At 70.5% G+C, this 11,539-nt stretch carries 8 protein-coding genes; 4 read left to right on the top strand and 4 right to left on the bottom strand.

Translation table 11 applies throughout. The features are described 5' to 3' along the window. Positions 1-79 precede the first annotated feature (79 nt). Positions 80-3,442: a BTAD domain-containing putative transcriptional regulator gene (locus ACQP0P_RS10355; RefSeq protein ID WP_433374094.1), complete on the bottom strand. Its 3,363-nt coding sequence runs from the start codon at positions 3,440-3,442 to the stop codon at positions 80-82. Between the two features lie 229 nt (positions 3,443-3,671). On the opposite strand from ACQP0P_RS10355, the gene mscL reads away from it, so the two are divergent. Further along, positions 3,672-4,100, top strand: coding sequence for a large conductance mechanosensitive channel protein MscL (mscL, locus tag ACQP0P_RS10350; protein WP_433374091.1), 429 nt, complete (start codon positions 3,672-3,674; stop codon positions 4,098-4,100). Between the two features lie 69 nt (positions 4,101-4,169). Then, complete coding sequence (locus tag ACQP0P_RS10345) at positions 4,170-4,808, top strand: hypothetical protein (protein WP_433374088.1); 639 nt, start codon at positions 4,170-4,172, stop codon at positions 4,806-4,808. A gap of 482 nt (positions 4,809-5,290) precedes the next feature. On the opposite strand, the gene ACQP0P_RS10340 is transcribed toward ACQP0P_RS10345, so the two are convergent. The 3 genes from ACQP0P_RS10340 to ACQP0P_RS10330 all read right to left on the bottom strand — a co-directional run bounded on the left by ACQP0P_RS10340 (position 5,291) and on the right by ACQP0P_RS10330 (position 9,384). Further along, positions 5,291-6,022 (bottom strand): TSUP family transporter, encoded by a 732-nt coding sequence (locus ACQP0P_RS10340; protein ID WP_433374085.1) that lies wholly within the window; start codon positions 6,020-6,022, stop codon positions 5,291-5,293. A 722-nt stretch (positions 6,023-6,744) separates the two neighbouring features. After that, entirely contained in the window at positions 6,745-7,725 is a 981-nt protein-coding gene (locus tag ACQP0P_RS10335) for a Gfo/Idh/MocA family protein (protein ID WP_433374083.1), read from the bottom strand. Positions 7,726-7,800: 75 nt separating this feature from the next. Further along, the gene (locus ACQP0P_RS10330; RefSeq protein WP_433374080.1) at positions 7,801-9,384 is read right to left on the bottom strand and encodes a peptide chain release factor 3; all 1,584 of its coding nucleotides are present in this window, start codon (positions 9,382-9,384) and stop codon (positions 7,801-7,803) included. 251 nt (positions 9,385-9,635) lie between these two features. On the opposite strand from ACQP0P_RS10330, the gene ACQP0P_RS10325 reads away from it, so the two are divergent. Then, positions 9,636-10,397, top strand: a complete 762-nt coding sequence (locus ACQP0P_RS10325) for a PP2C family protein-serine/threonine phosphatase (protein ID WP_355552831.1) — start codon at positions 9,636-9,638, stop codon at positions 10,395-10,397. A gap of 530 nt (positions 10,398-10,927) precedes the next feature. After that, positions 10,928-11,536, top strand: a complete 609-nt coding sequence (locus ACQP0P_RS10320) for a hypothetical protein (RefSeq protein ID WP_433374078.1) — start codon at positions 10,928-10,930, stop codon at positions 11,534-11,536. Positions 11,537-11,539: the final 3 nt, after the last annotated feature.

The following is an 11,539-nucleotide window of genomic DNA, read 5'->3' as shown; positions in this document are numbered from 1 at the left end:
CAGCCTGGACATGCGCACATCTCCATTCCTGCAAGAGTGATCTCGGAGTTGCCCGACGGCATGCCTGGACGGGCCGGGGTCAGGCCGGGCGGAGCTCATGGGCCAGCGCGCGGATCGCGGGTTCGTACACGCGCAGTCCCGCCCCGGCGGCGAACGCCTCCGCCGCCCGCAGGTGGGCCCCGGCCCGCTCCTCGTCACCGTCGAGCAGGGCCAGCCGGGCCAGGCACAGGTCGGCCGGCGACCAGCCGAGCAGCCGTCCCGCGTTCGGGGCGAGCCTGCGGTACAGGATCTTCCCCGCGACCCCGTCGCCGAGCGCCGCGCAGATCTCGCTGACGGCGTCCGGTACGAACCGGTAGGCCAGCTCGGGGCCGAGTCCCGCGAAGCCGTCGCGGGCGAGTTCGGCGAAGGCCTCCCGTGCCTCGTCCGTCCTGCCCAGGTCGATCAGGGCCAGGCAGCGCAGGATCCACCAGGGGATCTGCCCCGGACGGTGGGCGAGCATCTCGTCGGAGAGCGCGAGCGCCTCGCCCGCCGCCCCCTCCGCCCGCAGCTCCAGGAAGCGGAACGTCTCCCGCCGCAGCAGCGCGTCGCCCCTGCCCAGCGCGCCCTCCGGGTGAGCCGCGCCGGACGCGTCGGCCGCGGCGAGCGCGTCCGTGAACCGCCCGGCCAGGTAGGCGTGGACCGCGCTCTGCCAGGCGGCCAGGCTGACCGCCGAGGGCAGCCGGAGCCTCTCCGCGCTCTCCCGCAGCCAGGCCAGCAGCTCCGTGGCGGGGCCTGCGGCGCCCCGGGCGTTCAGCTCGACGTACTCGTTCTCCCTGCCGATCCACTCGGTGGCCAGGTCGCCGGTGCGGCGGCCGATGTCCACGATCTCGGCGACGACCGCCCGCCGGTGGTCGTGGTCGTGGCCGGACCGCAGCAGGATCTCCAGGGCGATCAGCGTCCTGGACAGGGTCCGGTCCTCCCCGGTGCGGCGGGCCAGCCGCACCGCCTCCTCCGCCATCGCCACGCTCCGCTCGACCGGCCGGCCGGTGGAGCCGGTCAGCGCGGCGGCGGCGAGCAACTGGGCCCGCCACGGCGAGCCCTCGGCGAGGTCGGAGGCGAGCACCCGGTCGATGCGCTCGGCCAGCCTGTCGATCCCGGTCATCTCCTCGTACATGGCCAGATGGATCGGGTTGGAGAATCCCAGCACCGCCCTGGCCAGCCGGTTGTCGTCGCCGAGCCCTTCGGCGGCCTGCGCGGCGGCCTCCAGCGAGGCGTGGGCCGCGCTGCTCATCCCCGAGGCCGCCTGTGCCTCGGCCAGGTCCAGCAGGAGGTCGCAGCGGAGCGCGCCGTCGGGTCCGGGCAGCCGGTCGATCATCGCGATCGCCCGTTCCAGGCCCTCCACCGCGTCCTCGTGGGCGAACTGCGCGGTCGCCTGGGCCGCCGCGCGCCGGGTGTAGCCGATGGCCCTGCCCGCCGTCGCGGGGGTCAGCAGACCCTCGCGACAGTGGTGGGCGATCTCGGTCAGCCGCGTCCCGCTCCGCTCCTGGAGCACCTCCGCGATCCGCGCGTGCAGCCTCCTGCGGCGTAGCGGCGGCAGCGCCTCGCGCAGCACGTCGCGGACGATGTCGTGGACGAACCGGCAACTCGGCCCCTCCCCCTCGACCAGCAGCCGGGCCCCCACCGCGGCGTCGACGATGTCCAGAACCCGCTCCTCGGGCAACTCCGCCACGCGCGTCAGGATGTCGGTCGCCGCCTCCCTGCCCAGCAGCGCCGCGACGGTCAGCACCTCCTCGGTGTCGGGCGGCAGGTGGGCCATCCGGCCGCGCACCACGTCCGAGAGCGCCTCGGGGGTCTCCCCCAGCTGTAGCACCTCGCCCAGGAAGAACGGGTTGCCCGCGGTCAGCCTGCCCATCTCCCCGGCCCGCCCCGGGTCGGCGCCCGCCCGTCCCAGATACTCGCGGATCTCCTCCTCCGCCAGGCCGCGCAGCAGGAGCCGCCGCACGTGCGGCAGCCGGAGCAGCACGCCGAGGGTGTGCTCCAGCGGCTCGCCGGGGCGCACGTCGGTGTCGCGGTACGTGGCCACGACCGTCAGCTCCGGGCAGAGCCGGGTGGAGGCCAGGAAGTCCAGCAGCCGCAGCGAGGAGGTGTCCGCCCATTGGAGGTCGTCGAGGACCACCAGCACCCGGCCGTGCGCGTTCAGCAGCCGGGCGAACGCCTCGTACAACGCGAACTGCCCCGCCGGCCCCTCTTGTCCGGCCTGCCCGTTCCCCGTCCCGGCTCCGGCTCCGGCTCCGGCTCCGGCTCCGGCGAGTTGCGCCAGTTCGCCGTCCCTGCCGACCAGGTCCTGCACCGCCTGCGTCCAGGGCCAGAAGGGCGGCGCGCCGGTGCCGTCCCAGCAGCGGCCCCACACCACCCGCCGGCCCCGCGCCCGCGCGACGCCGGCCGCATACTCGGCGAGGCTGGTCTTGCCGATGCCCGGCTCCCCGGCGAGCAGCACCACCCGGTGCCCGTCTCCGGTGACCGCCCGCTCCAGCACCCCGGCCTCCGCCTGCCGGCCCACCAGCCCGGTGCCGTTCTCCAGCCCGGCCGGCTCCGCCGCCCCTGCCGCCCTCTCGGCACCGGTCGCCTCCGCCACGACGGCTGTCTTTCCCGCGTCGACCGCATCCGCCGCTCTGCCCGGCTCCGCCGTGTGCCTGGGCCTCAGCGCGGGATCCTGACCGAGGATGCGCCGCTCCATCTCCCGCGACCGGGGGTCGGGGTCCAGGCCCAGGTCCTCCATCAGCGACCGGCGTCCCTCGGCGAGCAGGCCGAGCGCGTCCGCCTGCCGTCCCGCCTGGTAGAGCGCGTGGGCGGCGAGCGTCCGCAGCCGCTCCCTGAACGGATGGGCGGCGACCAGTTTGGCCAGCCTGCTCGTCACCGCCGCTCCCCGGCCGAGCGCGAGCTCCGCCTCGGCCAGGTCCTCCTCGATCGTCAGCCGCAGCTCGACCAGGTGCGCGCGCTCCTCCGCCGCCCAGGAGGACTCCGCGAGACCGCCGAGCGGTTCTCCGCCCCACTCGCCCAGGGCCAGCCGCAGCTCCCGCACCGCCCCCTCGTGATCTCCCGCCGCGCCCAGGCTCCTGCCCTCGGCCACCTGCCCCCGCACCCTGCCCAGGTCGATCGCGGCGGCGGGGACGTCCAGGACATAGCCTCCCGGCCTGCTGGCCAGGACCTTCGGGGGCACCTCCCGCGGCCTGCTCGGCTCGAAGACGCGGCGGAGTTTGGAGACGTACGCCTGCACGGTGTTGAGCGCCCCCGGAGGGGGGGCGTCCTCCCAGATGGCGTCGATCATCCGGTTCGGCCCGACCGGTCGCGGGGCCGCGAGGACGCATACCGCCAGCACCAGCCGCTGCTGGTAGGGGCCGATGTCCAGCACCGCCCCGCTGTCGGCGATCACCTCGACCGGGCCGAGCACACGAAAGTCCATCCGGCCACCTCGCTCGCGAACTGCGCTGATATTAACCTTTCGCGCCACCTGTCCCAGCCAGCCCGCGATGCTTCCGAGGCGTCCCTCTCCGCATATTCTCAACCGGACGCGTTAACCTCCGTCCAGACCACCCACCATGGGTTCCGGTGGGCTGCCGGAAGACAACGGAACTCTGGTCGCCGCCCTCCCCGGGCAGCGGCCCTTCTTTACGAGTGGAGGACATCAGGAAATGGGTGGATTCAAGAAGTTCCTGCTGAGAGGGAACCTCGTCGAGCTGGCCGTGGCGGTCGTGATCGGGGCGACCTTCAGCGGGCTGGTGCAGGCTCTGGTCAAGGACCTCATCACGCCGTTGATCGGGGCGGTCACCGGCGGCCGGGAGCCGGACTTCTCGGACTACGTGTTCACCGTCAACGGCGCCAAGTTCATGTACGGCGACTTCATCAACCACCTGCTGAGCTTCCTGATCATCGCCGCGGTCATCTACTGGCTCGTCGTGATGCCGATGACCCGGCTGATCGGCTACTTCGACCGGAACAAGGAGGCCACCGAGAAGGAATGCCCGGAGTGCCTCAGCGACATCCCGGTCGCCGCCAGGCGCTGCGCGTTCTGCACCGCGGTGCTGTCGCAGATCCCCATCGCCGGCAGGCCCCCGGCGTAGGCGTCTTCTCCTCCTGGGCGGTACGGCCCTCCGGTCGGCCGGGAGGATCCCGCGGAGGACAATGAGGGCGTGAGCTTCGAACTGGCCGTCTGGCACGAGCCCAAGCCGATCACCAGGGAACACGCTGAGAACGTCTTCCATACGTTCCGTCACGGAAAGCCGCATGGCGCGAGCCCCCACCCCGAAGGGCAGGAGCCCGAGGAGGGTCACCCCGGGGTGGCGGCGTTCGTCGAGCGGCTTCCCGAGGCCGAGCCGCTCTCCGCGGCCTTCGCCCTGGTGACCGTGGACCTGGAACGGGCCGACGAGGTGGCGCCCGAGGTCTTCGCCCTGGCCGCCGAGTGCGGACTGGTCTGCTACGACCCGCAGCGCGGCCTGGTGCACAACCTGTCTCCACGCGGCGTCTATCCCACCATGGAGATGCGTACGGGTGACGGAATGATCGTGGTCTCGCCGGACCTCCAGCTCATCCGTGACGCGCTCGCCACCATGTCACCGCAGAACCCGTTCACGGCGCTGGTCGTCTTCGGCGAGCACTTCGTGCAGAGTTCGCCGGAGATCTCGGGCTATGAGCTCGAATACAAGGACAGCGTCAGGGACCGGATGTTCCGCACTCATGTTCCCGACTTGGAGGCGGTTCAGAGCGCTTTCATTGAGTACGCCACTGGGGAGCGCGCTTTCCTGGAGCGGCACGACTGGCGTCTCGTCTGACTTTTCCGGGTGCGGTTTTCGCTGTGCGCTGCGGTGAGCGGGTGTTCCGGACCGGCATCTCGTCTGACTCGTTCGGGTACACGGCTTATTCACCGTGCCCGCTGCGCTGCCTGTTCACCGTGCCCGCTGCGGTGGGCGGGTGTTCCGGCCGGCCGTCTCAGTGGCCGTCTGGCGATTTCGGCCTCCGGCCTGCTCGGGCGTGGTGGTTGCGGGCTCTTTTTACGCCGGCCGGAACACCCGCCCACCTCCGCTGCACGCGCTCTGGCCGTATGTGGTGCGCGCCGTAGTCGCTCACTTTCGGTGGGCCGGGCTACGCACCGTCGCTGAAGCCTCCTTTGAGGTCGTTCAGGGAGAAGCACCGTAGCTGAAGCGCGACCGCATGACCCAGTCCAGGGCCAGGCGCCGTAGCCGGTCCGGGGCCGGGGCCGGGGCCGGGGCCGGGGTTCTAACGGTCCAGGGGTGGAGTCCGCGCTGGTCAGAAGTCACAGGCTCCACAGCCCCTTACCTATCGTGGTGAACCCGCCCACCAGCGCGAGCAGCAGCACCAGCACCCGGGCCCGTCGCTCCGGTACTCGTTCCGCGAGTGCCTTCCCCAGCACGGCGCCTGCCGCTATCCCAGCCGCGACCAGCAGCCAGAGCGGCACCGTGAGCTTCGGCACGCCCTTGGCCGTAACGGAGAGCGCGTTCACCACCACCCCGTAGAACTGCGCGTTCGGCACGAACTCCCGTACCGTCCAGCCCGCGTTCACCGCATACAGGGAAACCGCCGGACCGCCCACCCCCGCGGAGGAGTTCATGAACCCGCTCGCCGCACCGGCGACCACCGCACCTCCGGCGCCGCGCAGAGCGGGCACTCGGCTGCCCCACATCACGAGCAGTACGGCCACGCTCACCAGCACCCCCATGCCGACCAGCAGCATCGGTTCGGGCAACCAGGCGGCCACCCAGGCCCCGGCCGGCACGGTGCAGGCGGCCGCGGCGACCAACGGAACCATCGCGGTCAGGCGGACCTCCCGCCAGGTACCGACCAGCCCGATCGCGCTGATGGCACCGGCCGCGCAATTCGCCAGCACCACACCCTCGGCCGGGCCGAGAAGCAGCACCAGAGCGGGCACCGCCACAAGCGCGAACCCGATCCCCGCCAACCGCTGCACGGACGCGCCCAGCAGGACGATGCCCCCCAGCAGAAGACCGGCGGTCCAGTCATCCAGCACAGACGCTCCTCGCGGCTTCTCCCCATGAGCGATCCCGCACAACACTCACCCACGCGGCAGGCACAATCATGCAGGCCGACGGGAGAGCGGGCAGCAGGTCACACGAACGGAAAAGCCAGAATATGAACGCCTGCCCCCAAATCGACCCACCTGGCACCCAAAACCCGCCCCCCAACCCCAGACCATCACAACGCCCAACCCTGGACCGTAAGACCCCCGCCCCTGGACCGTCACGACGCCCAGCCCTGGACCGTGAAACCGCCGGCCCTGGACCGTCACGACACCCCCTGAAGCGACAGAACCCCAGACCGGCAGACCCCCAACCCTGGACCGGTTACGGCGCTCGGCCCTGGACTGGGTCATGCGGGGGCGCTTCAGCTACGGCGATCAGCTTTGAACGGCTTCCAAAGAAACGCTTCAGCGACGGCGCGTAGCCCGGCCCACCGAAAGTGAGCGACTACGGCGCGCACCACATACGGCCAGAGCGCGTGCAGCGGAGGTGGGCGGGTGTTCCGGCCGGCGTAAAAAGAGCCCGCAACCACCACGCCCGAGCAGGCCGGAGGCCGAAATCGCCAGACGGCCACTGAGACGGCCGGCCGGAACACCCGCCCACCGCAGCGGGCACAGCGCAAAACCCGCACAGCACACGACGAAAAACTCACCACGCAGGGCACAGCGAACAACCCGCACCTGGAGAACCGCACCGGAAAGCTCCAGATCAGTCATTCACCGGGAAACCGAACACCCACCTGCGCACGGACCTCATCCAGGATGCCCATCACGTCCAACGTCGCCTGCCACGGCACCAGCGGGCTCTCCAGCAGCCCCTCGCGCAGGCAGCGCATCGCCTCGGCCGCCTCGTGCAGCATGCCGGCTCCTTCGAAGGGGACGTGGAAGGTCTCCGGCTCACCGCCCACGCGGTGCAGGACGAAGGTGTCGGGACGGAAGAACGGGTTCGGCAGCTCGATCCGGCCGAGCGGACCGGAGATCGACGCGGTGACCGGGCTGCTCGCGGTGATACCGCAGGAGAGCAGGGCGACGGCTCCGCCGTCGTAGCCGAGCAGCACGCCGGTGTTCTCGTCCACGCCCTCGGGGGTCAGCCGCGCCCAGGACCGCACCCCGGCGGGGACACCGAGCACGAGGTGGGCGAAGGAGATCGGGTAGACGCCCAGGTCGAGCAGGGCGCCGCCGCCCAGCTTCGGGTCGCGGAGCCGATGGTCGGGCTCGACGGAGACGGAGATCGAGAAATCGGCGTGCACGGAGTCGACCGGGCCGACGGCCCCGCCCTCGACCAGCTCCACGAGCTTGCGGATGCCCGGGAGGCAGCGCATCCACATGGCCTCCATCAGGAACAGGCCCCGCTCCCGTGCGAGGTCGACCAGCTTGGCGGCCTCGGCCTGGTTCAGGGTGAACGCCTTCTCGCACAGTACGGCCTTGCCCGCCTCCAGACAGGTCCGTACCGCGGCGTAGTGGGCGTTCTGGGTGTTGGCCACGTAGACGATGTCCACGTCCGGGTCGGCGGCCAGCTCGGCCCAGCTGCCGTGGGCCCGGGGGATGCCGTACCGGCCGGCGAAGGCCCGTGCGGACTCCTCCGACCTCGATCCGACCGCGACCACCTCGGCGTCCGGCAGAAGCTTCAGGTCTTCGGTGAAGGTGGCGGCGATGCCACCGGTCGCCAGGATTCCCCACTTAATCGCACTCATGACGACATATCTCACCATGCACGGCACACAGACGGGCCGGGCACGGCTCTGCAGGAAAGGCCGTACCCGAGCCGGTCAGCCGCGAGTGTCCGCGAGCAGGGCGTCCAGCACCAGGTCAGGGTGGTCGCGCATGACGCCGCGCATCCGCCACTCGTCGGTGAACAGCGCCAGCAGGACCCCGTCCAGCGAGCGGGTGAAGACCTCCACCCCGCGCTGGCGGGCCAGGATCGGCGCCGACTCGGCGTCGGTGAGCCTGGCGATGCCGAAGTCGAGCCGGTCCATCAGGATCTCGGTGTTGAACTCGGTGGCCATCCGGTGCTTGACCACGTCGAACTGCATCGGACCCACCGCGGCGAGCACCGGCGACTGGTCGCCTCTGACATCGGAGCGGAGCACCTGGACCACGCCCTCGGCGTCGAGTTGCTCGATGCCCTTGCGGAACTGCTTGGACCGGCTGGAGTCGCGGACCCTGGCCGTGGAGAAGTGCTCGGGGGCGAAGCTCGGAATCCGAGGGAACTCGACGGGCGAGCCGTCGTACAGCGTGTCGCCGGGACGCAGGGCGCTGGCGTTCACCAGTCCGACCACGTCGCCGGGGTACGCCTCGTCGATCGTGGCGCGTTCCTGGCCGAAGACCGACTGGGCGTACTTGGTGGCGAACGGGCGGGCGGTGGCCGCGTGGACGAGCACCATGCCGCGCTCGAACCTGCCCGAGCAGACCCGGACGAAGGCGATCCGGTCGCGGTGCGAGGGGTCCATGTTGGCCTGCACCTTGAAGACCAGGCCGGAGAACGGCTCCTCCAGCGGGCGCGGATCGTCGTCGACGTCCGGCCGGGGCGCGGGAGCGGGAGCGATGTCGACCATGGCGTCCAGCAGGCGGCCGACACCGAAGTTGGACAGCGCGGCCCCGAACAGCACCGGGGTGGACTCGTGCGCCTCGAAGGTCTTCTGGTCGTGGTCGGCGCCGATCGCGGAGAGCAGGTCGATCTCGTCCTTGGCCCGCTCCCAGTCGCCGCCCAGCTCGATCAGGGCCTGCTCGGCGCTCAGGTCGGCCTCGATGGCCTTGGTGGCACCACCGGGGGTGCGGGTGTAGCGGACGATCCGGTCGGCGGCGCGGTCGGCCACCCCGTGGAAGAAGCCGCCGGTGCCGATCGGCCAGGTGATCGGCGTGGGCTTCAGACCGGTCTTCTCCTCGATCTCGTCCAGCAGTTCCAGGGCCTCGCGGCCCGGCCGGTCCCACTTGTTGACGAACGTGATGACCGGGATGCGGCGGTGCCGGCACACCTCGAACAGCTTGAGCGTCTGCGGCTCCATGCCCTTGGCCGCGTCGAGCAGCATGACCGCGCAGTCGACGGCGGCCAGCACCCGGTAGGTGTCCTCGGAGAAGTCCGCGTGGCCGGGAGTGTCGACCAGGTTGAACATGTGGCCGCGGTATTCGAACCTGAGCGCGGCGGAGGTGATGGAGATGCCTCGGGCCTTCTCCATCTCCATCCAGTCGGAGGTCACCCCGCGCCGTCCGGACTTGCCGTGCACCGCGCCCGCCTGGCTGATCGCGGAGGCGTGCAGCGCCAGCGCCTCGGTCATGGTCGACTTGCCCGCGTCGGGGTGGCTGATCACCGCGAACGTGCGGCGACGTGCCGCCTCCTGCATGATCGCGGTCATTCCTGATCTCCTAGCGGTGCGTAAAGTGGGGAACTCCGGGCACAGTGCGGGGGCACTGAGGAGGCACTGAGCGGCCACTGAAACAGCTTACGCGCCACCACCGGTGTCAACAGATGTGGCAACACTTCCCCAGGCCGCTTGCGCCACCATGGTGTTAAGTGGATCGTGGAACATCTCGGTTCGCCATAGGCCCATCCCAACTGTCCGAAAGCGGCTCAGCTCGTGCAACTCGACGATCTAGTGATGTGCAGATGATCACGCTGCGCTATACGGCAGGGTCCGACGTCGGCCGGATCCGGCAAGGCAACGAGGACGCCGCCTACGCGGGTGCGCGGCTCCTGGCCGTCGCCGACGGAATGGGCGGTCACGTGGGCGGTGAGGTCGCCAGCTCGGCGGCCATCGCCACCGTGGCGTCCCTGGACCAGGAGTGCCCGGGCGACCTCGCCGCCGCCGCCGAGGCCGGGGTTCGCAAGGCCAACCAGCGCCTGCGCGAGCTGGTCGCCGAAGACCCGTCACTCACCGGCATGGGGACCACTCTGACCCTGATGCTCTGGAACGGTTCGCGCGTCGCACTCGCCCACATCGGTGATTCCCGCGCCTACCTGCTCCGCAACGGCGATCTCTATCAGATCACCTACGACCACACCCTGGTCCAGACCCTGATGGACGACGGCCGGATCACCGCGGAGGAGGCCGCCCGCCACCCGCACCGGTCGATTCTGCTGCAGGTCCTCGACGGCAACGAGAACCTCGAACTCGACCTCTCCCTACGGGACGCCGAGGTCGGTGACCGCTACCTGCTCTGTTCCGACGGGCTGTCGGGGGTGGTCGAGGCCGAGCGGCTTCGCCAGGTGCTCGCCGAGGTCGACGATCTTCAGGAGGTCACCCGGCAGCTGATCGCGCTCGCCTGCGAGGCGGGAGGACCCGACAACATCACCTGCGTGGTCGCCGACGTGGTCGAGGGGGAGATCACCGACAATCCCGTGGTGGTCGGTTCGGCCGTCCCCTCATAAGCGCTCACAGAGGCTTACCGAGGCTCGCGGAAGCCGCCCGCCGGTGGCCGGCCACCGCTCATGCGGACGGGTCACGGCACGCCGGGACGCCCCGGTCGCCTTCCGCTGCCCGGTGAGCCCTGGTCACCGCCGGGGGACAGCGGTTATCGTCGGAAGCCCACGTTCCTCGCCACCCCCCTTCGGAGGGATGTCTCCCGTGTACAAGGAATTCGCCATCGAGGCCGTCGTGTGGCTCATCCCCGTCGTGATTCTCGTCGGTCTCGCCTACATGGTCACCCGGCCCGCCTGATCTCTCGGGATCACGCCGAGGACGCGAGGCCACGCCCGCGCTCCTCGGCTTCCTCATGCCCTCGGACGCCCCCGCGCCGCCGTGCGCACAGCCCCCGGGAACCCGCAGGTGGAGCGGTTAATACGGATATTTTTCCAATTTGGGAACTATTCCCTTTAACCAATCTTTACCTGTATATAGTCACCAACGCGCGCTCGGGGGAGCGCGATCCGGTACGCCAGCAGGGGGACCTCACACACCGATGGGCCAGTTCGTCGATGCCACGCTGTCTTTTCCGACCGTCCTGTTCACGTTCCTGCTCCTGGTGATCATCGCGTACTGGGTGCTCGTCGTGTTCGGCGTGTTCGGGTTCGAGGGTGACGGCGACGGCTCCGAAGCCTCGGGGGCCACCGGCTTCCTGAGCGGCCTGGGACTCGGCGGAGTCCCGGCCGCACTGGTCATCTCACTGCTGGTCGTCGTCGCCTGGTTCGCGAGCCTGGTGGGCGGCACTCTGTTCACCGGAACCCCCGCCCTGGTGGCGGTACTGGTCGCGGCACTGGTCTGCGCCTGGGCGTGCACGCGCCTCATCGTGCTGCCACTGCGCCGTCTCATCCCGAAGGAGCGCGTCCCCTCCCGCGCCGACTTCGTGGGCCGTGCGTGCGTCATCCGTACAAGTCGGGTCGGTAGTGACTTCGGCCAGGCCGAGGTCACCGCTCCGGACGGCTCCTCCGCTCTCGTTCAAGTGCGTCAGACCGGCGACGACGTCTTCGCCGCCGGAAGCACCGCCCTGATATTCGCCTACGACCCCCCTGGCGAGTTCTTCTGGGTGATGCCGTACGCCGCGGAACTCGACCCTGATCGTCCTATTTAACCG

Source organism: Streptosporangium sp. CA-115845 (genome assembly GCF_050943795.1).
GTDB lineage: Bacteria > Actinomycetota > Actinomycetes > Streptosporangiales > Streptosporangiaceae > Streptosporangium.
The sequence above is the reverse complement of the archived record's forward strand: the minus strand, read 5'-3'. Positions and strand labels throughout refer to the sequence as shown.

What these genes read in the sequence shown, in the direction of transcription:
- ACQP0P_RS10335 (WP_433374083.1), bottom strand. Translation starts at nt 7,725, where the DNA reads ATGAGTGCGATTAAGTGGGGAATCCTGGCGACCGGTGGCATCGCCGCC.
- mscL (WP_433374091.1), top strand. Translation starts at nt 3,672, where the DNA reads ATGGGTGGATTCAAGAAGTTCCTGCTGAGAGGGAACCTCGTCGAGCTG.
- ACQP0P_RS10330 (WP_433374080.1), bottom strand. Translation starts at nt 9,384, where the DNA reads ATGACCGCGATCATGCAGGAGGCGGCACGTCGCCGCACGTTCGCGGTG.
- ACQP0P_RS10355 (WP_433374094.1), bottom strand. Translation starts at nt 3,442, where the DNA reads ATGGACTTTCGTGTGCTCGGCCCGGTCGAGGTGATCGCCGACAGCGGG.
- ACQP0P_RS10325 (WP_355552831.1), top strand. Translation starts at nt 9,636, where the DNA reads ATGATCACGCTGCGCTATACGGCAGGGTCCGACGTCGGCCGGATCCGG.
- ACQP0P_RS10320 (WP_433374078.1), top strand. Translation starts at nt 10,928, where the DNA reads ATGGGCCAGTTCGTCGATGCCACGCTGTCTTTTCCGACCGTCCTGTTC.